This is a genomic window from Bacillus sp. 1NLA3E, from assembly GCF_000242895.2.
Taxonomy (GTDB): domain Bacteria; phylum Bacillota; class Bacilli; order Bacillales; family Cytobacillaceae; genus Bacillus_BU.
Map to the genome: position 1 here is coordinate 2,833,749 of NC_021171.1, position 22,575 is coordinate 2,856,323.

Annotated in this window: 21 protein-coding genes and 1 riboswitch; of the genes, 12 read left to right on the top strand and 9 right to left on the bottom strand. The window is 37.5% G+C overall.

Features of this window, described 5'->3' with window-relative positions:
• Nucleotides 1-12: 12 nt before the first annotated feature.
• Nucleotides 13-1,158 (bottom strand): D-alanyl-D-alanine carboxypeptidase family protein, encoded by a 1,146-nt coding sequence (locus tag B1NLA3E_RS13395; RefSeq protein ID WP_236619578.1) that lies wholly within the window; start codon nt 1,156-1,158, stop codon nt 13-15.
• Nucleotides 1,159-1,418: 260 nt separating this feature from the next.
• Here B1NLA3E_RS13395 and B1NLA3E_RS13400 point away from each other — a divergent pair, with 260 nt between their 5' ends.
• The 5 genes from B1NLA3E_RS13400 (at nt 1,419) to yidC (ending at nt 6,628) form a co-directional block, all read left to right on the top strand.
• Complete coding sequence (locus B1NLA3E_RS13400) at nt 1,419-1,868, top strand: cupredoxin domain-containing protein (RefSeq protein ID WP_015594375.1); 450 nt, start codon at nt 1,419-1,421, stop codon at nt 1,866-1,868.
• 410 nt (nt 1,869-2,278) lie between these two features.
• Nucleotides 2,279-4,504, top strand: coding sequence for a formate C-acetyltransferase (gene pflB / locus B1NLA3E_RS13405; RefSeq protein ID WP_015594376.1), 2,226 nt, complete (start codon nt 2,279-2,281; stop codon nt 4,502-4,504).
• Nucleotides 4,505-4,588: 84 nt separating this feature from the next.
• The gene (gene pflA, locus B1NLA3E_RS13410; RefSeq protein WP_041581100.1) at nt 4,589-5,332 is read left to right on the top strand and encodes a pyruvate formate-lyase-activating protein; all 744 of its coding nucleotides are present in this window, start codon (nt 4,589-4,591) and stop codon (nt 5,330-5,332) included.
• 195 nt (nt 5,333-5,527) lie between these two features.
• Nucleotides 5,528-5,818 (top strand): hypothetical protein, encoded by a 291-nt coding sequence (locus tag B1NLA3E_RS13415; protein WP_041580524.1) that lies wholly within the window; start codon nt 5,528-5,530, stop codon nt 5,816-5,818.
• A 27-nt stretch (nt 5,819-5,845) separates the two neighbouring features.
• On the top strand, nt 5,846-6,628 hold the full coding sequence (yidC, locus tag B1NLA3E_RS13420; RefSeq protein WP_015594379.1) for a membrane protein insertase YidC: 783 nt from the start codon (nt 5,846-5,848) through the stop codon (nt 6,626-6,628).
• Between the two features lie 270 nt (nt 6,629-6,898).
• Here yidC and B1NLA3E_RS13425 read toward each other — a convergent pair whose 3' ends face one another.
• Nucleotides 6,899-7,102: a DUF6501 family protein gene (locus tag B1NLA3E_RS13425; protein WP_015594380.1), complete on the bottom strand. Its 204-nt coding sequence runs from the start codon at nt 7,100-7,102 to the stop codon at nt 6,899-6,901.
• A 205-nt stretch (nt 7,103-7,307) separates the two neighbouring features.
• Here B1NLA3E_RS13425 and sda point away from each other — a divergent pair, with 205 nt between their 5' ends.
• Complete coding sequence (gene sda / locus B1NLA3E_RS13430) at nt 7,308-7,442, top strand: sporulation histidine kinase inhibitor Sda (RefSeq protein ID WP_041580525.1); 135 nt, start codon at nt 7,308-7,310, stop codon at nt 7,440-7,442.
• Nucleotides 7,443-7,513: 71 nt separating this feature from the next.
• Here the strand turns inward: sda and B1NLA3E_RS13435 are convergent, their stop codons facing one another.
• The 6 genes from B1NLA3E_RS13435 to B1NLA3E_RS13460 form a co-directional block, all read right to left on the bottom strand.
• Entirely contained in the window at nt 7,514-7,747 is a 234-nt protein-coding gene (locus B1NLA3E_RS13435) for a hypothetical protein (RefSeq protein WP_015594381.1), read from the bottom strand.
• Between the two features lie 146 nt (nt 7,748-7,893).
• Entirely contained in the window at nt 7,894-9,093 is a 1,200-nt protein-coding gene (locus tag B1NLA3E_RS13440) for an MFS transporter (RefSeq protein WP_041580526.1), read from the bottom strand.
• Nucleotides 9,094-9,113: 20 nt separating this feature from the next.
• Nucleotides 9,114-9,527 (bottom strand): MarR family winged helix-turn-helix transcriptional regulator, encoded by a 414-nt coding sequence (locus B1NLA3E_RS13445; protein ID WP_015594383.1) that lies wholly within the window; start codon nt 9,525-9,527, stop codon nt 9,114-9,116.
• 161 nt (nt 9,528-9,688) lie between these two features.
• Nucleotides 9,689-10,780 (bottom strand): bifunctional diaminohydroxyphosphoribosylaminopyrimidine deaminase/5-amino-6-(5-phosphoribosylamino)uracil reductase RibD, encoded by a 1,092-nt coding sequence (ribD, locus tag B1NLA3E_RS13450; RefSeq protein ID WP_015594384.1) that lies wholly within the window; start codon nt 10,778-10,780, stop codon nt 9,689-9,691.
• A gap of 12 nt (nt 10,781-10,792) precedes the next feature.
• The gene (locus tag B1NLA3E_RS13455; RefSeq protein ID WP_015594385.1) at nt 10,793-11,542 is read right to left on the bottom strand and encodes a GTP cyclohydrolase II; all 750 of its coding nucleotides are present in this window, start codon (nt 11,540-11,542) and stop codon (nt 10,793-10,795) included.
• A gap of 139 nt (nt 11,543-11,681) precedes the next feature.
• The gene (locus B1NLA3E_RS13460) at nt 11,682-12,572 is read right to left on the bottom strand and encodes a YitT family protein (RefSeq protein WP_015594386.1); all 891 of its coding nucleotides are present in this window, start codon (nt 12,570-12,572) and stop codon (nt 11,682-11,684) included.
• Nucleotides 12,573-12,993: 421 nt separating this feature from the next.
• Nucleotides 12,994-13,108, top strand: a riboswitch (SAM riboswitch).
• Between the two features lie 84 nt (nt 13,109-13,192).
• On the opposite strand from B1NLA3E_RS13460, the gene B1NLA3E_RS13465 reads away from it, so the two are divergent.
• From B1NLA3E_RS13465 to metH, 4 genes are read left to right on the top strand one after another with little or no spacing between them, the layout of a single operon-like run.
• Nucleotides 13,193-14,305, top strand: a complete 1,113-nt coding sequence (locus B1NLA3E_RS13465; RefSeq protein WP_015594387.1) for a methionine biosynthesis PLP-dependent protein — start codon at nt 13,193-13,195, stop codon at nt 14,303-14,305.
• On the top strand, nt 14,305-15,486 hold the full coding sequence (gene metC, locus B1NLA3E_RS13470) for a cystathionine beta-lyase (protein WP_015594388.1): 1,182 nt from the start codon (nt 14,305-14,307) through the stop codon (nt 15,484-15,486). Before B1NLA3E_RS13465 ends, metC begins: the two co-directional genes overlap by 1 nt.
• On the top strand, nt 15,483-17,348 hold the full coding sequence (locus B1NLA3E_RS13475; protein WP_015594389.1) for a bifunctional homocysteine S-methyltransferase/methylenetetrahydrofolate reductase: 1,866 nt from the start codon (nt 15,483-15,485) through the stop codon (nt 17,346-17,348). Before metC ends, B1NLA3E_RS13475 begins: the two co-directional genes overlap by 4 nt.
• On the top strand, nt 17,326-20,781 hold the full coding sequence (gene metH, locus B1NLA3E_RS13480) for a methionine synthase (protein WP_015594390.1): 3,456 nt from the start codon (nt 17,326-17,328) through the stop codon (nt 20,779-20,781). Before B1NLA3E_RS13475 ends, metH begins: the two co-directional genes overlap by 23 nt.
• A gap of 22 nt (nt 20,782-20,803) precedes the next feature.
• Here the strand turns inward: metH and B1NLA3E_RS13485 are convergent, their stop codons facing one another.
• Nucleotides 20,804-21,589: a yteA family sporulation protein gene (locus B1NLA3E_RS13485; protein ID WP_015594391.1), complete on the bottom strand. Its 786-nt coding sequence runs from the start codon at nt 21,587-21,589 to the stop codon at nt 20,804-20,806.
• A gap of 165 nt (nt 21,590-21,754) precedes the next feature.
• On the opposite strand from B1NLA3E_RS13485, the gene B1NLA3E_RS25345 reads away from it, so the two are divergent.
• A complete protein-coding gene (locus B1NLA3E_RS25345) occupies nt 21,755-21,922 on the top strand; it encodes a hypothetical protein (RefSeq protein WP_187292106.1) in 168 nt (55 codons plus the stop codon).
• 113 nt (nt 21,923-22,035) lie between these two features.
• Entirely contained in the window at nt 22,036-22,548 is a 513-nt protein-coding gene (locus B1NLA3E_RS13490) for a DUF3231 family protein (RefSeq protein ID WP_015594392.1), read from the top strand.
• Nucleotides 22,549-22,575 lie beyond the last annotated feature (27 nt).

Consider the following 22,575-nt stretch of genomic DNA (forward strand, 5'->3'; position numbering starts at 1 on the left):
ATCCCACTTCTCTTATTTTTTATTCTTTTTTATCAAGCTGTACGCAAGCCCTGAAACAGCTAAAAATAACGTTCCATAAAGGGCATTCATTTTATTAAGTGGTTCTTTCGTTTCATGGATCTTTGAAACAGGTTGTTCATGTATTTCTTTTTCAACTGGAGTTAATTGAACGGTTTGGACGGTCTCAAGGTCCTTTGTTTGTATCTGTAATAGTCCCTTATTCGAAACCACGTAGTTTACTCCGTTGATTGGTTCACTAATAAACATTGGGTCTGTAAGTTTAAATTTTTTATTTTTCACAGTAAATGTTTTACTTTTAGGTAAATAGGAAGTTTTGAAGTTTTGAAAACCATAATCGAGTAATTGGATTGTCTCATTATATATTGTTTTTTTATTATCTGCTTTTAAAACAATAGCTGTTAATTTCATTTGGCCATTATCTGCAGTTGTAGCTAAGGTTTGCTTCGATTCATCAACATACCCTGTTTTACCACCAGTAATTCCTGGATAAGGAATTTCTCCCTTTAACATTTGATGATGTGTAATCAAGGTTGTATCCCACGAAAGCCCGTCCCACTGTAATTCTTTCGTTCCAAAAATTTCTTTAAAGACATTATTTTTCATGGCATAATTGGTGATTTTCGCTAAATCTTCCGCGGTTGTGTAATGGTTTTCATCAAACAAACCATTAGGGTTAGTAAAATGAGTATTGGTAACTCCAATTTTTTCTTTCAAATATTTATTAAGACTATTCGAAAATTGCTCATCACTGCCATTCAAATGTTCTGCAATCGCAACTGCAGCATCGTTACCCGAATTAATCAGCATCCCCTGGAGTAAATGGTGTAAGGTTACAACCTCCCCTTCCTCCAAGTAAACTTTTGTTCCATCCGTATTAACAACATTTTTGCTGATGGTAACTTTATCTTGTAAATCTCCATTCTCTATTGCGTATATAGCCGTGGCAATCTTTGTTAAACTAGCAGGGTACATTTTTTCATCGGCATTTTTACCATATAATACCGCACCTGTCTGAGCATCCATTACAACTGCTGCTTCACTTTTTATCATTAATTGATCTTGATGATGGGCAAATGTCTTTAATTGTACAATAAACAGACTAGTTATAAAGAAAATGACAATAAATATTTTCCGCACAAGGAACACACCTTACTATATTAAAATCACAATTATTTTAGCAAAAAGAGTTGTCTGTTTCCCCTTTTTTTAAGAAATGTTATAAAAATGAAACACTCGCTCCAATTATTGACAAAGAAATGCCGCACTTCAGAACTATATCAAAAAAGAAATACAATCTCAAAAATGTCAATTTGCCTACCTTTTACGAAAAAAACAGACAAGTTCCCTTAGTGGTTGTGCATATATTGATATTGGGACAACTATTTGGGGGTGAATGAATGCATTTTTTAATACTGAAGAAAAAAACTTTAGCTATTATATTTATCATTTGTTGCTCAATCTTTGTAACTTCCTTTTGGCTTTTTACTAATTCAAAAGCAATTACCACTATTAACCAAACCCAAGAAAAGGTTCGAGACATACACCTTGTAACAGGAGAATTCAAGGGGAAAACCATAGGTGGAGTAGACATCGAGGCATACCGCTGGGATCCTGGGACAATTTTAGTTCATAAAGGAGAAAAGATCAGATTAAATATTTTAGGAATTAACGGCAGGGAGCATCCATTTCTAATAGAAGGAACAAGCATAAAAGGTACAGTAAAACAAAACGAGGAAACCATTATCCCACTGCAATTTCAAAAAAAGGGGGTTTACCGTCTAATTTGTCTGACACATCCTGATAAGATGCACAATGGTCCAATGATTGCCTATATAATGGTCGACTGAACAGGAGCAATAGTCCCCTGTTCTTTTTTTGCAAATTTGAAGCAAGCAATGTGATAAAAGCAGAAGTAATTCCCAGTATCATTTATCGCTAAAAGATGGAAAATGATTAATAAGGTACTCAAAATGAAAACGCTAGCAGAAATGTTATCCTTTTTTATAACAGTTTAAATAAACACGCTTTCAATTATAGTACAGTTTTCATTTTTCCCCTTCCACATCTTGCTAATTATCCTATTCACAAATTTGTCAAAAGTATAAAAACCTTGTTTCTATATGGTTTCAGCCCTATTTTCTTCTTACTTATAAAATAAAGGTGACTTTTCTCACTTCTAATCTGTTACAATGGTTGTAAGATGAAAACGTCAAAACTGTTGCATAAAAAATAAATAACATTTAAGAGGTGGAGCAAGATGGAACAGTGGAAAAATTTCACAAATGGAACTTGGAATAAAGAGGTTAACGTTCGCGACTTTATCCTAAAAAACTTTAAACCTTATGAAGGCGATGACTCTTTCCTAGTAGGTCCTACTCAAGCTACAACAGCACTTTGGGATCAAGTAATGGACTTAACTGCAAAAGAACGTGAAAATGGCGGAGTTTTAGATATGGACACAGAGATTGTCTCAACAATCACTTCTCATGGTCCTGGCTATTTAAATAAAGAGCTTGAAAAAGTTGTCGGCGTACAAACTGATGCACCATTCAAACGCTCAATGCAACCATTTGGCGGTATTCGTATGGCAGCACAAGCTTGCGAATCATATGGATACGAATTAAACAAAAATGTAGAAAAGCTATTTACAGATTACCGCAAAACTCATAATGCAGGCGTTTTTGATGCATACACAGATGAAATGAAGCTTGCTCGTAAATCAGCTATTATTACTGGACTTCCAGATGCCTACGGACGTGGACGTATTATTGGTGACTACCGTCGTATTTCATTATACGGAGTAGATTTCCTAATAGAGGAAAAGAAAAAGGATTTAGCTGGGACAACTCCTGTAATGAGCGAAGATAACATTCGTCTTCGTGAAGAAATAGCCGAACAAATTAGATCGTTAAAAGAATTAAAGCAATTAGCTAAAGGTTACGGTTTTGATATTTCTCAACCAGCTCAAAATGCTATTGAAGCCTTCCAATGGTTATACTTTGGTTATTTATCTGCTGTTAAGGAACAAAATGGTGCTGCAATGAGTCTTGGACGCGTTTCAACTTTCTTAGATATTTATATCGAAAGAGATATTGCCAATGGTGTCCTAACAGAACAAGAAGCACAAGAAATTGTCGATCATTTTATTATGAAGCTTCGTCTTGTGAAATTTGCAAGAACACCTGATTACAATGATCTTTTCAGTGGAGATCCTACTTGGGTAACAGAATCAATCGGTGGTATGGCATTTGACGGTCGTCCATTAGTAACAAAGAATTCATTCCGTTTCCTTCATACACTAGACAACTTAGGACCAGCACCAGAACCAAACTTAACAGTTCTATGGTCAGTAAAACTACCAGAAAACTTTAAAAAGTTCTGCGCTAAAGTGTCCATTAAAACTAGCTCCATTCAGTATGAAAATGACGATATCATGACTCCTGAATATGGCGACGACTATGGAATTGCTTGCTGTGTATCAGCAATGGAAATTGGTAAGCAAATGCAATTCTTCGGAGCTCGTGCTAATTTAGCTAAAACCCTCCTTTATTCAATTAATGGTGGAATAGATGAAAAATTAAAGATCCAAGTGGGTCCTAAATATCGTCCAATTACTTCAGATGTTCTTGATTATAACGAAGTAATGGAAAACTTTGACCAAATGATGGAATGGCTAGCTGGATTATATATCAACACTTTAAACATTATTCATTATATGCATGACAAATACAGCTATGAACGCATTGAAATGGCTCTTCATGATACTAAAATCCTTCGCACCATGGCAACTGGAATTGCTGGATTAAGTGTTGTAGCCGACTCTCTTAGTGCAATAAAGTATGCAAAAGTAAAAGTAATTCGTGATGAAAATGGTTTAGCGGTTGATTTTGAAACAGAAGGCGATTTCCCTAAATACGGAAATAACGATGACCGTGTTGATAGCATCGCTGTTGATGTTGTTAAAGCCTTTATGAAAAAATTACGCAAACACCCTACTTACCGTGATTCACTTCATACAATGTCAATCTTAACGATTACATCAAACGTAGTTTATGGTAAGAAAACTGGTAATACACCAGATGGTAGACGTACTGGCGAACCATTTGCTCCTGGTGCTAACCCGATGCATGGCCGTGATACAAAAGGTACGCTTGCTTCATTATCATCTGTTGCTAAGCTTCCTTACAGCTATGCAATGGACGGTATTTCTAACACATTCTCTATCGTACCAAAAGCTTTAGGAAAAGATGAGGAAAGCCGTGTTGGTAACCTTGTTTCAATCCTTGATGGATATGGTTTAAAAACTGGCCACCATTTAAACGTTAATGTATTCAATCGTGAAACATTATTAGATGCAATGGATCATCCAGAACTATATCCACAATTAACTATCCGCGTTTCTGGATATGAAGTAAACTTTATTAAATTATCAAAAGAACAGCAATTAGACGTTATCAATCGTACATTCCACGAATCAATGTAATGGAATAAATGCATGCAAAGAAAAAACCATCCTCTCCCTCAAGATGAGGATGGTTTTTTTTTACAACGGAAGGGGTTAATCATGATGAACGGAAACATTCACTCAATCGAAACTTTTGGAACTGTCGATGGACCTGGCATAAGGTATGTTATTTTTACACAAGGCTGCTTACTTCGTTGCCAGTTTTGCCATAATGCTGATACATGGGAAATTGGCTCAGGAAAACAAATGTCTGTTTCCGACATCATGAACGAATTAAGCACCTATATGCCGTTTATTGAAGCATCAGGTGGAGGAATTACTGTTAGTGGCGGAGAGCCTTTGTTGCAGCTTCCTTTTTTGACTGAACTTTTTAAGGAGTGTAAAAAGAAGGGAATTCATACAACCATTGATTCATCCGGTGGGTGCTATTCAACGACACCTATGTTCCAGGAACAGCTTAAAGAATTATTGCAATACACCGATTTAATATTACTTGACTTAAAGCATATTAATCGCAAAAAACACATTAAGCTTACTGGTTTGCCGAACGACCATATTTTAGCTTTTGCCACTTACTTATCAGAACATAATATTCCAGTCTGGATCCGTCATGTTTTAGTTCCTGGTGTGACTGATGATTTTGAGGACTTACAACAAATGGGTGAATTTATTGGAACATTAAAGAATGTCCAAAAGGTTGAAATTCTCCCCTACCATATGTTAGGCGTATACAAATGGGAAGCACTAGGGATGGAATATCCTCTCAAAGGAATCGTACCCCCTAGTGAAGAGAAAGTTGAAGAGGCATATAAGCTAATAACAAAAGAATGGGTAAAAATGGCCTAAGTGAAGGTGCTTTTCCATGTGGAGAAGCACCTTTTTTTTGGTCAAAAACCAAGCTGGAATCATCTATTCCATTCATATTTACGAAAACCAGTTATCCAATTACTCTAAGTTTGAAATAAATTCTCTTATTTTCCATTGCTCTCTTTGAAAACTTTCTATATACTCATATCATTAGTGTTTAAGAAGGTGAAAATATTGCTCGAATATATTTTGGATTTCACCAATATATATGCTCTTTACTCGTTATATGCTGGACTTCTAATTGGTCTTACATTAAAACTGCTTTTAGTGTGGACGCTCAAGAATACAAATATTGATTTAATTACAAATAAAATTGAATTTTCATTGACGATAAATGATTTACAGATTCAAAAAAAGAGTCGAACCATACCCAACCAGTTGCTTGTATGGATTATTAAGTTTGTCCGTAATAAAACTGGTACGAATGATGAAACTGATACAAATTTGGTTTTCCTTCACATTTAGAATAAATTTACTTCAGGAGGAATAATCATGAAATTAAACAAATCAGTTATCATCATGATGATGATCGGACTATTAACCCTTATCTTATCTGGATGTTCTGCATCTAGTGCTCAAAATAACAGTAGTTATTTTCATAAACTACTCGTAGGCCCATTTTCAACAGCGATTCACGGTTTGGCTACCCTTTTTAACGGCAGCTTTGGCTTAGCGATTATTTTTATTACCATAATTATTCGCTTAGTATTGATGCCCTTAATGTTAAAACAGTACAAAGGTCAACAAGAGATGAAAGAAAAAATGGAAGGCTTAAAGCCTGAACTAAACGAAATTCAAACTAAAATAAAAAATACAAAAGATAAAAATGAACAACAAAAACTCCAACAAGAAATGTTTGGATTATACAAAAAGCACGGGGTTAACCCAATGGCGATGGGCTGTTTACCAATGATCATTCAGATGCCAATATTAATGGGATTATATTATGCAATCAGAAGTTCCAGTGAGATTGCTACTCACTCATTCCTTTGGTTTAATCTTGGCCATTCAGATCTTGCGATTACCCTCGCAGCTGGAGTTATTTATTATTTCCAATTTAAGGTTTCGCAATCTAACATGACAACTGAGCAACAAAAACAAATGAAAATGATGGGACTTATGTCACCGCTCATGATTGTTATGGTTTCATTTAACGCCCCTGCTGCCCTTCCATTATATTGGACAGTGGGAGGGACATTTTTAATCCTGCAAACATTGCTAGCTAAAAAAATGTACCAAACTCATACCAAAAGTACACCACAATTAGAAAAATAAATATTCTCATGCGCCTGCCTTCATTGGACAGGCGTTTCCTATTAAAAAAGGGCTGTTAGCATTTATTTGCTAACAGCCTCTTATTTTACCTAAAAACTTTAGTGATTAACCGCGTTAATTTGTTAAATACACTGCTCAATAGGTCTGTTGATTTCCGTTCCAGGCGGTGAGCCTCCTCGGCGCTAAAGCACCTGGAGCGGAGATCAACAAATCCCGTAGGATAGACAATCTGAGACTGTTAGCATTTCTTCAACTAACTGTCTCTTTGTATTATTGGTTTTGAAAATATTCCTTATAAAATCCGCCAACTTTTCCTGAATTATCGATAATGAAATAAAACTCTTCTGTTTCATTCTTCACTTCGTATGTTTTTCCAGGGGTTAACGCTTGATTTACCACATATTTTTTTGCATTTGTATGGATACAGGTTACCTTCTTGATTGATTCACGATCATGCCATATTTGATGGATCAATGTTTGCAACTCCTTAAGTAAATTATTTTCTTTTCAATTATAAAAACTTAAAGCCCAAACAGCAACATAAAATAATATTATTAAGTCGATTGTTATTTGTCAAAAATTTTACACAATTCAAAAAAATTTAGGGTTTTCAAAATCTATAAAAACCTTTACAATAAATAAATATTAAAGATTTCCTTAAAACCGAGGAGGAATGCAAATGAAAATTATGAGTAATGAGCAGTTAGTCGTCTCGTATCGTGATGCATTGAAGTCGGAAACAGATAAGGATTGGATAAAGCTTTTGAAAGATGAAATTCAAAGACGTGGTTTAAGGCCGTTTAAAAGTAGATAATATTCCTAACCACCGCTTCCACTACAGCGGTGGTTATTTTTTCAAAAAAAATAAACCGAACAAACGTCGGTTTAAGGAAAATCCATGAAAGAAAAGTCTTTTATTGATTGTGGATGTTTCCTTTTCTCCGCAAGAGACGATTCGATTATTTCCTTCATCTCCATCGGTAGTTCCGATTCTCCACACCATAAACACTGCTGAAACCTAGCACCAGTTAGAAAAACATCTATTCCATCTTCACTTGGAAACGCGACATTAACCTCATAATTTGAAAAACGATGTGAACTGTGCTTGAGTTCATGCATTACTTTACTTCCCTTCATAAATTAAATAATTTTCTTTATATTCATTATATACCAAATTTTCTGTCTTAATGCACACGAAATACTAGGAAAAATTGACGAAGTTAGGACATCTTTTGAACTATTCTTTTCCTCCAAATATTTCAGACCTAATGAGAAAGAGAATCTACTTCTTTATTTATACTTTTTGATTTTGAAAGCTTCCTGCCATGCATATAATAATAAATTAGAATACCCACTATTACTAAACCAGAACCCGCTTGGTAAATCACTTGGAATCCCACCTTGTTAATAGCGAATCCCACCACAAAAGAACCTATCCCTATTCCTAAATCGAAAATCGAAAGGAATGTTGCTGTTGCTAGCCCTCTTCGTTTAGGTGGCGAATATTGAATGGCAATGGTTTGGAAACTCGGAAAAGCAGTACCCCACCCGAGTCCAATTAATGCTGCTGATAAGATAAATATAATGGCAGAACTTGTAATACCTAATACATACATTCCGATTCCAAAACAAATTAGGGAGGGATATATAATCCAATTTTCACCATATAAATCAAACCATTTCCCTGTAAAAGGTCTTGATAATAACAGTACAACCGCGTATACAACAAAGAAAAAGCTTGAAACATTTGAAAGTCCTATTTCATTGGCGTATACAGATACAAAAGAAAGAACGGATGAATAGACCAATGCAAAAATGGCTCCTATTATAGAGATGGGCACTGCTGATGACTCAAAAAGGTCCTTTAATTGTATTGAAGCTTTATTTAAGCTATTTTTTTGCATTGGCAAGTTAATGATTAGACCAAATACTAATGAAAACAATGTACTAACTATACAAATTAAAAACATTACCTTGGTGCTCCAGTGATTCATTACTGTAAGACCTATAAAGGGGCCTAAGACCATTGCAATAGTGGAAGAAAGGACAAAGTACCCCATCCCTTCCCCTCTTCTTGAATCCGGAATGATATCCGCGACAATAGCTCCTGCAGCTGTGGTAGTCATTCCAAAACCTATTCCATGGATTAACCTTAGCAGCAATAAACCATTCATTGTGTCGGGAACGAAATAAAATACCGAGGAAACTCCAAATATCGTTAACGCGCAAATTAATATAACCTTTTTGCCAAATTTCCCTAACCAATATCCAGTAAATGGGCGAATAATGATTGCTGAAAATAAGAAAATGGTTGTTAGTAATCCAGCCTTGACATTATTACTATGCAAATCATTAATTGCATAAATTGGTAAAGACACTAGCAGAATATAAAAGGTAAGAAATACAAAGAAATTTCCACCCGCGATTAATAAAAAATCCTTTGTCCATAAAGCTGTTTTATTCATTATTAAACCCCTTTGTTTTCCTAAAGTTGGAATAACCACTTTGATACTAGAGTGGCTAGTTCCTTTCTTGCTGATTCTGGGTATGACTGTAGTAAATCTTCATTCATTTGAATAACAGCCTTTTCCCATTCTGGATAACTAGCAATTGCTCGATCCGATAACTTAATATACTTTTTCCGCTTATCTGTGCCATACTCCTGAATAACATAACCCTGGTTTGCTAGCCTCTTGATGGTTCTTGTCATCGGAGGTGCTTCGACCGATAAATAGTCGCTAATTTCCTTTTGAGTTAATGTCCCTTTTCGCATTAATACAAATATGACCGACCACTGCGCGCTATATAATCCATATGGCTGTAAAACCTCATTTAACTTCTTCGTTAATTTTCTAGAAAGTTGATTGATTAAATGAAATAATTCACTATTGCCTGACATAGCTATTCTCTCCTTTTAGTTACCTAGGTAACTACCATTACAAAAAAATAACTATTCCTGGTTCGAAATAGTTACTTAGGTAAGTATAAGGTCATCCTATAAAAATGTCAAAAACTTTTGTATTAAGTTGGATAGCAAAAGCTTTTTCAATGATTATAATCCTAAATCGGATACGCTGTGATGCAAACATCCCTACCATAGTTCTCAATGGAATGGATTTCAACATTCAATGCCTCATTCATACTTTCGGAATCAACCCCAGCGAAAGGTGTTAAGGAATTCCGGCCACCTAATAATTTTGGAGCAATATAAACTAAAAATTTATTAATCAAACCAGCTCTTAAAAATGCACCATTAAGCTCACTTCCACCCTCGAGCAGAATATCCGTTACCCCTCTTTCGAAAAGCCTCTGTAAAACAAGATGTAAATCTAGCCCAGTATCGTCCTTATTGGTGAAAATAAACTGGACACCTTTTTCTTTTAATAAAGCCAATTTATTTTGGTCCGCTTCCTCTCGGGTAACAATCCATGTCTGTGCTTCTGATGTATCTGTTAAATTTGCATCTACTGGCATTCTTAAATTTGAATCAAGGATAATCCTAATTGGGTTCTTCCCACCTTCGGGTAGTCGGGTTGTAAGTTGCGGATTATCAGCAAGGACTGTTCCAATTCCTACCATAATCGCATCCGTCTCATCACGAAGCTGATGCACACTCTCGCGGGCTTCACTCCCTGTAACCCACTTAGAATGACCATTATAGGCGGCAAGTTTACCGTCCAAGGTCATGGCCACTTTGGAAATGATAAAAGGGGTGCTCGTCATCATATTATGAATGAATCTTTCGTTGAGGAGTCGAGCTTCTTGCTCCATTATCCCCACCTCTATCTCAATCCCTGCCTCTTTAAGGATTTTGATTCCTCTTCCAGCGACTAAAGGATTTGGATCCTTCATTGCAATCACAACTCTGCGGACCCCAGAATTTTTTACCAATTCAGCACAAGGTGGCGTTTTCCCATAGTATGAACATGGCTCCAAAGTTACATACAGAGTGGCATCTTTAGCGTGTTCACCTGCCATCCGAAATGCATGTACTTCTGCATGAGGTTCACCTGCTTTCCGATGAAGCCCTGAGCCAACTACCATACCATCTTTTACGATTATTGCTCCAACTAATGGGTTAGGATTGGTCTTTCCCTTTGCAGTAGCAGCTAATTCTAAAGCAAGATTCATAAAATATTGATCTGTTTTCATTCGGTAAGCTCCTCAAATCGTTATTCGTTTTGGTTCTGGTATGTGACCAGATTTCTGAATCTTTGTTTCTAGATACTTTCGGTTATACTCACTCATACCTCCCCATAGTGGGAGATGTGAACTGACAGATAAACCTTTTTCTTTTAAGGCTAATAGTTTTTTAGGGTTGTTGGTAATCAGAATGACAGGTTTTGAGCGCAATTCCTGTAAAACAACTATAGGTTCATCGTATGAGCGAAGATCATCATCAAAGCCTAATGCAAGGTTTGCCTCAACAGTATCATATCCCTCTTGTTGTAACAGGTAAGCTAGTGACTTCGAGAACAGCCCAATGCCTCGGCCTTCATGGTGAGCTAAATAAAACAACGCTCCATGGCCATTCTCCACAATCATACTTAATGATTGATGCAATTGATACCCACAATCACACCGTTTACTTCCAAAAATGTCTCCAGTGTGACAAATGCTGTGGAACCGGACTAAAGACCTATCGTTGTTTTTAAAATCACCATACATTAAAATGGAGGACTGTTGCAGGTCAGCCAGTTGAGCTTTGGAAATGGATTCAAGAATAGCACTCTTATCCTTATGTGCCATTTCCCCTTTTAAGGATAACCAAGTATACCAATTAAATGTAACTACTTCATTACCCACCTGAACAGGTAAATCAACCGGGCCAACTAAACAAAGAGCCGATTGACTATTTATGTTAATAATCGTCATTTTTTCTTTTAAAATATTTTTTATATCAATTGAAAGCATATTGTCATCACCACTTCTTTTCGTTCTTATTACTTACATTATGTAACTTAGTATAAAATGGTAAACAATACGCGTCAAGTAATAAACCTTATTAATAAGATGGAATTACTTTGCCTTAAAATATAAACAATAACGATTATTAATGAATGTCCCTTTTAACAAAACGACCACCTTTTACTTCCGAAATATTTGCAACAGCTAAAAAAGCTGCTGGATCGATTTCTTCGACAATTGACTTTAGTTTTGCTTCTTCCAAACGCGTAATCACACAAAATATCACATTCTTGTTATCACCGGTATAGGCTCCCTCACCTTTTAAGTAAGTCACCCCTCTTCCTAAACGTGCAAGGATTGCATCACCCACAACTTGATGGTATTCACTAATGATCCAAACAGATTTAGACTCATCTAGTCCAGCGATTACAATATCAATCGTTTTAAAAGCAATAAAATACGCAATGGATGAGTACATTGCACGCTCCCATCCAAAAACAAATCCTCCATATGTAAAAATAAATAGATTAAAAAACATAATCATTTCACCAACTGAAAAAGGTAGCTTTTTAGTTAATAATATCGCCATGATTTCCGTTCCATCTAAAGAGCCACCATAGCGAATGACCATGCCTACACCAATCCCTAAAACAATTCCACCAAATACTGTTGCCAGTAATAAATCCTCGGTTAACACCGGAAAACTATGTAAATAGCCTGTTGTAATCGATAAAACAGTTATTCCAAGCAAGGTGGACAGTGCAAAAGTCTTTCCGATTTGCTTGTATCCAATAAAGAAAAATGGAATATTTAGCGCAAAAATAATAGAGCCTAATCTCCATCCAGTAAAATGTGAAAGGATAATTGAAACTCCAACAATGCCCCCATCTAAAATCATATTCGGTACTAAAAATTCCTCAAGACCTATGCCCATTAGCGTTGACCCTAGGACGATAAAACTTACTCTTTTTAAAAGTTTCACCAACGGGAGGCCTTTATGTGGATTTTGATATTGACCAAGATTTGTATTAACCATTAATCAAGTCTCCCCTTTTACTTATCATACCTTTTTTTCCCCTTGCATGTCCCCCACCCTGCTTAATGAAGGTTGAGAGATAATTTATTTTGGCTGTGTTAAAGCACAATGTTGTTTTTTTGCACAATGTTGATTGGAGTGGAAGGCGCGAGACTCCTGCGGGAGCAGTGGGACAGGTGAGACCCCGCAGGCGCTTTAGAGCCGAGGAGGCTCACCGCCCACCCCGCGTAAAGCGAAGCGCCTGGAACGGAAATCAACATTCTAGTTTAACAGAGCCTTTATTTTTTAAAAAACCTAATCCGTTCAATAGATTTTTCTTCTATCGAAATAATTATTTTCTTAATAAATCGAATATTTAATAAAAGTAATTGACTTTTCAATAGGTTTTATAGTAAAGTTTAGAAAAAATTAAATAATTAATTTCTTATCCAGAGAGGTCGAGGGTATGGCCCGATGACACCTCAGCAACCATCAATGTTTTTACCATTGAAAAGGTGCTAACTCCAGCAAGTTTTATAAAACTTGAAAGATAAGAAGAACGGCTGATTTTTCATTAAACACTAAAGTCTTCTTCTTACAAGAGGGCTTTTTTTTATTTTTTCTACGAAGGAGTGGCGGCCATGTACAAAATTGATACAGTACTAGCGCAAATTGGTAATCGGAGTGAACAAACAACGGGAACAGTGAATCCCCCGGTCTATTTTTCAACAGCATACCGACATGAAGGAATTGGACAATCAACAGGTTTTGACTATATCCGTACTGGAAATCCAACTCGTCAAATCCTCGAGCAAGCAATAGCAAACTTAGAAAATGGCGACCATGGCTATGCTTGTAGTTCAGGAATGGCCGCCATCCTAACCATCCTTTCCATTTTTCAGGCAGGAGACGAATGGATTGTTTCCAAAGACTTATATGGCGGGACCTATCGCCTATTAGAGCAGGGTTTTAAAAAATGGGGATTAACATGTCATTATGTTAATACCAAAGACCCTGAAGATATATCCAAACACATTTCTCCCAAGACAAAAGCGATTTTTCTTGAAACCCCAACAAATCCTTTAATGGAACAAACAGACATTAGTGCCGTTGCAGCACTTGCGAAAGAATATGGGATATTATTGATCGTTGATAACACGTTCTTTACACCACTTCTTCAAAAGCCGCTTAATTTAGGAGCTGATATTGTCATCCATAGTGCTACGAAATATCTTGGAGGGCATAATGATGTCCTCGCAGGTTTGATTGTGGCAAGAGGGAAAGAACTATGTGAATCCCTCTCTCTATTTCATAATGCTACTGGCGCTGTGTTGAGTCCATTTGACTCATGGCTATTAATGAGGGGCATGAAAACACTATCCCTTCGGATGGACCGACATGAAAAAAATGCAAAAGAAATCGTCCAATTCTTAACAGCACATGAGGATATCGTGGATGTCTTGTACCCTGGAAAAGGAGGAATGGTCTCCTTCCGAATTAAAGATGAATCATGGGTAAATCCATTTTTACAGAACATGAGGCTAATATCCTTTGCAGAAAGCCTAGGTGGAGTTGAGAGTTTCATTACATATCCAGCAACTCAAACACATGCTGACATTCCTGAACACATTAGGTTAGAAACGGGTGTCTGTAATAGGTTATTACGTTTTTCAGTTGGTTTAGAGGACTCAGAAGATATTATTGAAGACTTAAGCTATGCATTAAAGAATGCAAAAACGGAGGTAGAAGTTTAATGGAAGAGAACACTTATTCATTTGAAACACGATTACTTCACAATAGCCATAAAATTGATCCAACAACAGGTGCGGTGAGTGTCCCAATCCAACACGCCTCTACGTTTCATCAGTTTGATGTTGATCAGTTTGGAAAATATGATTACAGCCGCAGTCTAAATCCAACAAGGGAAGCGTTAGAGGAAGTGATTGCAGAATTAGAAGGAGGTACTCGGGGATTCGCCTTTTCATCTGGCATGGCAGCTATTTCGACTGCCTTCCTCCTTTTATCACAAGATGATCATGTCGTTATCACAGAAGATGTTTATGGTGGAACATTCCGTATGGTAACCGAAGTCTTAACCCGTTTTGGTATTGAGCATACCTTCGTGGATATGACGAACCTTGAGAAAGTAAAACAGGCGATCCAACCAAATACAAAACTTTTTTATGTGGAGACGCCTTCCAATCCATTGTTAAAAGTGACTGATATCAAAGCCATTAGTGAGTTAGCAAAACAAAATGGAGCCCTAACTTTTGTTGACAACACATTTCTTACTCCTGCATTACAACGTCCGCTAGATCTTGGGGCCGATATCGTCCTACATAGCGCCACTAAATTCCTTTCAGGGCACAGTGATGTTGTTGCTGGGTTAGCTGTTGTTAAAGATGAGGAACTTGCTAAAAGGCTTGGTTACTTACAGAATGCCTTTGGGGCAATATTAGGAGTTCAAGATGCATGGCTTGTCCTTAGAGGATTAAAGACCCTTCATGTCCGCTTAGAACACTCTGTTAAATCTGCCGCAAAAATTGCTGCATTTTTACAAACACATCCTTTAGTTGAGAAGGTGTACTATCCCGGGCTAATCGACCACCCACAATATGATATTCAACAAAAGCAAGCACTTAGTGCTGGAGCTGTGTTCTCATTCGAGTTAAAAAATGAAGAAATATTACGTTCCTTTATCTCAAAAGTAAAGATACCAGTTTTCGCTGTAAGTTTAGGGGCTGTCGAATCGATTCTATCCTACCCTGCAAAAATGTCTCATGCTTCTATGCCTGAAAGTGAGAGATTACAAAGAGGCATTAGTAATACCTTGCTACGACTATCAGTTGGACTGGAAAATCCAGATGACTTAATAGCTGATTTCAAATCTGCCTTATATGATTATGCTCATAATCTTGTTGAGGTGAAGAAATGAGTTTCCTTACCAAGCTAGAAAATCAGATCCTTATTGGTGACGGTGCGATGGGAACCCTGTTATATTCGTATGGGAAAGATATTTGTTTAGAAGAGTTGAATCTTTCTCGCCCGGAGCAGATTACTTCAATCCATCAGGCCTATATTGATGCAGGCGCCGATATAATCCAAACGAATACTTATGCCGCAAATTATTTAAAACTCGCTCGATACGGACTTGAAGAATTAGTAAAAGAAATCAACACCGCAGCCATTCGAGTTGCTAAGCAAGCAACTGGCGGTAAATCTTATATCCTTGGTACAATAGGCGGTAATCGTGGAATTAAGCCTCACAGCGTTCATATCGAGGAAATAAAAAGAAGCTTTCGTGAGCAACTGTTTTGTTTGCTAGTAGAAGGTGTTGATGGCATTTTACTAGAGACATATTATGATAGAGAAGAAATAGAAACTGTATTAAATATAGCAAGACGTGAGACCGAGCTTCCAATCATTGCTCAGCTTTCAATGCAAGAGGTAGGTTTCATGCAGGATCATACACCTATTTCAGAAGCATTAGGCCGACTCGAAGACCTTGGTGCAGATGTCATAGGTCTAAATTGTCGTCTTGGACCTCATCATATGCTTAAGGCCTTAGAAGAGGTACCACTCCCTAAACATTCCTATTTATCTGCTTATCCAAATGCAAGTTTGCCGACCTATACCGATGGAGTATTTCATTATGAGGGTGATGCCGAATACTTCAGGAAATCGGCGATGTTGTTTAGGGATCAAGGAGTCAGGTTGTTAGGAGGTTGTTGTGGAACAACACCAGAACATATCCGGGCTTTTTCTGAAGAGCTACGGAACGTTGCTCCAATTACCCAAAAAACGAATAAACCGAAACAACAGCCTATCGCCATCAAACCAGTAACATCCAAAAGAGATGCTCCACCTTTGCAGGACATTGTAAAAGAGCGACCTTCCATTCTTGTCGAGTTAGACTCGCCAAGAAAACTAGACACAACCCGTTTTTTTGCTGGAGCAAAGGCATTAAAGGAAGTTGGAATTGACGCCATTACCCTAGCAGACAACTCTCTGGCTTCGCCAAGGATTTCCAACTCAGCCATTGGACATTTAGTAAAAACACAAATAGGACTAAGGCCATTAATCCATATTACATGTCGTGACCGAAATATTATCGGACTGCAATCCCATTTAATGGGTCTTCACACCCTTGGGTTAAATGATGTATTGGCTATTACTGGAGATCCCGCCAGAGTTGGTGATTTTCCTGGCGCGTCATCAGTATATGATGTTTCATCATTTGAATTAATTTCAATGATTAAACAATTAAACGAAGGTTTATCAAGTTCTGGGAAAGATCTCGGCCAAAAAACATCCTTTTCTGTTGCCTCAGCATTTAATCCTAATGTAAGGTCATTAGAAAAGGCCGTTTTACGAATGGAAAAGAAAATTGCTCACGGTGCTGACTATTTTATTACCCAGCCGGTTTTTTCAGAAGAAAAACTCTTGGAGGTTTATGAAGCTACTAGGCATATCAAAGTACCAATCTATATCGGCTTAATGCCGTTAACAAGCTATAAAAATACAGAATTTTTACATCATGAAGTACCTGGTATTAAGATATCCGACTCCATCCGCGAACAGATGGCAAAGTATAAGGATGATCCAAACCAAGCAACTCGGGAGGGTTTAGCGATCACTAAGGCTTTAGTAGATACAGCAATAGAGCTTTTTAATGGGATATATTTTATTACTCCATTTCTACGCTATGAACTTACTGTGGAGTTAGCAGATTACACCAACAAGAGAATTGCACAATTAACAAGGGGGAAATCAAATGTCCAGAGCATCATTCAATAATGAATTAAAGAAACGAATTCTTATTATGGACGGCGCAATGGGAACCATGCTTCAACAAGCAAATCTGACCGCAGAGGATTTTGGTGGTGATCAATACGATGGCTGTAATGAAAATTTGAATCTTACAGTTCCTAACGTAATCGAAGAGATCCATTTAGAATATTTACAAGCTGGCGCTGACATTATTGAAACCAATAGCTTTGGTGCCACTGGTATTGTTTTAGAAGAATACCAGCTATCACATCTAGCCTATGAAATAAACAAAGCGGCTGGACTTATCGCACGACGAGCGGCTGACAAGGTCTCAACTCCTGAAAAGCCACGTTTTGTTGCTGGCTCAATGGGACCAACTACAAAAACTTTAAGTGTAACTGGTGGTACCACTTTTTCCGTACTTGCTGAAAGTTATGAAGAACAAGCTATTGGCTTAATTGACGGAAAAGTTGATTTATTATTACTAGAAACAAGCCAAGATTTATTAAATGTAAAAGCAGGCTTCTTTGGGATCCAACGCGCCTTCGAAAAAACAGGAAAAAAATTACCCTTAATCATTTCTGGTACAATCGAACCCATGGGCACAACTCTTGCAGGTCAATCAATTGAAGCTTTCTACATTTCGGTTCAACATATGAACCCTGTTGCTGTTGGGCTAAATTGTGCGACCGGCCCTGAATTTATGCAGGACCATATTCGTTCATTGGCAAATATTGCCTCAACCTCAGTTATCTGCTATCCAAATGCGGGGTTGCCTGATGAGGAAGGTCACTATCACGAAACGCCTGATAGTTTAGCTAAAAAGCTGGCCGGTTTTGCCTCTGAAGGATGGTTAAATATAGTCGGAGGTTGTTGCGGAACAACTCCAGCCCATATTAAAGCCCTTTCCGATACTATGATAGATTATAAACCGCGACTGATTCCAGAGAATTCAGTTCATATGGTCTCAGGAATTGAAGCTTTTATATATGATGATCCAACCTTACGTCCAATTATGGTAGGCGAACGGACGAACGTGATTGGTTCTCGAAAATTCAAACGTTTGATTGGTGAAGGAAAATTTGAAGAAGCTGCTGAGATTGCTCGAGCACAGGTAAAAGGCGGCGCACATGTTATTGATCTCTGCCTTGCCGATCCAGATCGAGATGAAGTTGAGGACATGGAGAACTTTATTAAAGAAGTGGTTAAAAAAATAAAAGTCCCACTTGTTATAGACTCAACAGATGATGCTGTCATTGAGAAATCACTGACCTATTCTCAGGGAAAAGCAATCATAAACTCGATTAACCTTGAAGATGGCGAAGAACGTTTTCAAGCGATTGCTCCTTTAATCCATCGTTACGGAGCAGCAGTTGTAGTAGGAACAATCGATGAAGTCGGCATGGGTGTAACCGCCGATAGAAAACTTGAGATTGCAAAACGTTCCTATGATTTACTCGTAAACAAGTATAAAATTCAGCCCCAGGATATTATTTTTGATCCACTTGTTTTTCCGGTCGGGACTGGAGATGAACAATATATAGGTTCAGCTAAAGCAACAGTTGAAGGTATTAGATTGATTAAGGAAGCCTTACCAAAAACTCAAACCATTTTGGGAATCAGCAATGTTTCTTTTGGCTTACCTAATGTTGGTCGAGAAATTTTGAATTCCGTTTTCCTTTACCACTGTACTCAAGCTGGACTGGACTACGCCATTGTCAATACGGAAAAGCTTGAGCGGTTTGCGTCTATTTCCAAAGAAGAAATCGAGCTTGCTGAGAAGCTCTTATTTGATACCACCGATGAAACATTGGCAACCTTTACCGAATTATACCGTGGTAAAAAGAAGGAAAGTAAGCAAACTGTTCCCACAATGTCGCTGTCAGAACGTCTTAGCTACTATATTGTTGAAGGAACAAAAGAAGGCTTGATTCCTGATATCGAGGAAGCCCTAACTATCTATCCTGCTCCTCTTGATATCATTAACGGACCGCTAATGGATGGAATGAAAGAGGTTGGGCGCCTTTTTAACGGTAATCAATTAATTGTTGCAGAGGTTTTACAAAGCGCCGAAGTGATGAAAGCAGCTGTTTCCTTCCTTGAGCCTTATATGGAAAAAGATAATACAACTAGTTCAAAAGGAAAAATCATTCTCGCAACTGTAAAAGGTGATGTTCACGACATTGGTAAGAATCTCGTGGATATTATTTTAAGTAACAATGGCTATGAAGTGATCGACCTTGGAATAAAGGTCTCACCAGCTGACCTTGTTACAGCAATCAAAAGAGAAGTTCCGGATATGGTTGGTTTATCAGGACTATTAGTCAAATCCGCACAACAAATGGTGCTAACGGCTCACGACATGAAACAATCAGGAATTGATATTCCAATCTTAGTTGGTGGAGCTGCACTATCTCGGAAATTCACAGATACAAAGATCTCCAAGGAGTATGACGGGCTTGTATTATATGCTAAAGATGCTATGAATGGTTTAGACTTGGCCAATCAACTTCAAACTCCTGAAGAATTTGAGAAACTTGTTCTCGAAAAAGATGCGAAACTAAGCGTACTAAATCAACAACCGGCTATTGTAAATACAAGTAATGTCGCGACTGCTGTAAGAGTGGCTTCAACTGTAAAAACAGATGTACCTGTTTTTATTCCTAAAGATACAAATCGACATATTGTTAAAACTTATACCCTTGCTCATATTGAACCGTATATTAACAAGCAGATGCTTATTGGTCATCATCTAGGGGTAAAGGGAAATATTGAAAAGCTGTTAGCAGCAGGTGACGAAAAGGCTGTAAAGCTAAATGAAATGGTAAATCAATTGATAGAGGAAGCAAAAAAGAATGACTGGATCAAACCAGCAGCCGTTTACCAATTCTTCCCGGCTCAGGCAGAAGAAAATAAAATTGCTATTATCGATCCAAATCAACAACAAAAAGTTGTGGAAGAGTTTGATTTCCCGCGTCAAAACAACTCACCATTTCTTTGTCTTGCTGATTATGTTAAGACAGCAGATAGTGGAATGACAGATTATGTTGGCTTTTTCACTGTTACTGCTGGTCCAGGTATTCGTGAAGTAGCTGATACTCTAAAAGAACAAGGAAGATTTTTGGAATGCCACGCACTTCAGGCATTGGCTTTAGAGACGGCAGAAGGTTTAGCAGAACTCATTCACCGCCAGATGCGGGATCGTTGGGGCTTCCCTGATCCAGTTGATTTTACAATGAAAGATCGTTTTTCTGCTCGCTATCAAGGACAACGTTTCTCGTTTGGATATCCTGCTTGTCCCGAACTCGAGGACCAGAAAAAGTTATTCTCCCTGTTACATCCAGAAGATATTGGAGTCCATTTAACAGAGGGTTGTATGATGGAACCAGAAGCTTCTGTTTCAGCAATGGTTTTCGCACATCCAGAAGCAAGATATTTTACAGTATTAAAGAATGATTAGCTTTTAGAAAAATAAAAACAGCCTATTCTCGGCTGTTTTTATTTTTTTCCTTTTTCATAGCATCCTCTGTATATGGTTCGTGTTCAACAGCGGGCAAATCTCCAAATGTTGTCATGATTCCTTCTTCATCTAAAGCATCTTCATAATGCTCATGCTGCTCATTAGGGTAAACTTTGATGTTATTCCCATACATATCATTGCCAACAAAATTTTCAAAATCCTCAACATAGCCAATGTTTTCATCCGCTTCATTGTAACTATTTTCATAACGATCATTTGGATAAGCAAAGTCAGAAGGAGTCTCAGATGTACCAAACTCCGCCACTTCCTGCCAGGCATCCTCTGCATCATAGGCAACTGACTCATCTTTCTCATCAAAATCAAATTTACCAAATGGAGGCATTAGTACCCCTTCTTCAACTGGACGTTTGTGAGAAACAAACTGGTCTGGACTATGCTCGATACAATAGGTTGTTGTTGGGAGAACTTCAAGACGTTCATAGGGAATTTCCGCCCCGCAAACTTCACAGATCCCATATGTTCCATGTTCAATTGCCGCCAACGCCTTGTCAATATTCCCCAAATGAATTTCCTCATGCTCATTTAGGGCGATATCTTTTTCACGTTCGTATAATTCGGTTCCTTCATCACCAGGATGGTTGTCATAGCTTGATAACTCACCCACTGACTCATGTGCATGACCTCTTTCAAGCCCAAAATGATCGTTTTGCTCAAACCTAACAAGAAGGTCTTTCTTCTCATTATTTAATTGGTCTCGAAAATTGGATAGTTGTTCTGAAGTAAGCATTATTCGCACCCCTTTCCATCACGTTAAAGTTAGTTTTCCAAAGACACACCCTTTCATGCTAACTAATCATTCTTCTCGATTGAATTGTTCGTTATTTGTATAAAAAATCGGTGTTAACAAGATGCTAAGAAAAAGTTTCGATATTCCAATTAAGGGGTGAAACAAATGGTTAATGAAAACTTTGAGGAATTTTCCAAGGAACAAAAAAAGCACCAATCAAGTTATCTTGGAGGAAGTAAAAGGGCAGGTTTTAATAAATCTGATTATAACAGTCAAGAAAACACGGATAAATCAGTTGGAGCAACAGGTAGAAATCGGACATTAAAATCCTAATATCTATTTAAAAGTTGAATAAATTTTATGCTTTAATCAAAAAGTAAGGAAGCATCTTAAAAAATCCAAAAGGGTGAAAAAAGTTGCAAAAACTAAACATTGGGAGTGTACTTATGGGAATTTTAAGTGGAAATCCACAAAATGAACCTCTTCATTACGGTGAGGTTTTTGGAGCATGGGGTTATTTATTAGCTGCAAAAGGGATGGTAGCCGGATACCAGACATTTTCAAACCATACTGGTGATGGTGACCTTAAAAGATTAATAAGCGAAGCTATCCAGGGGCTAAAACAAGAGATTGAACAAACAGAGGAATTACTAAAGGTAAATGGTGTTGGACTGCCACCTTCTCCACCTGAACGTCCACAGGCTGATTTAGAAAGTATTCCGGTTGGAGCAAGGTTTAATGATCCAGAAATTAGCGCTTCTATATCAAAAGATATTGCCCAAGGATTGATTGCTTGCAGTCAAATAATTGGACAATCCATTCGTGAGGATGTTGCCTTGATGTTTGGTCAATTTCTCACCGCCAAACTACTGCTCGGTGCAAAATTCTTACGATTAAATAAGGACAAAGGCTGGCTTATTCCTCCTCCACTTCATCTTCATTCAGCCGAAAAAGAATAATAAAAACCAGGCATTTGCCTGGCTTTT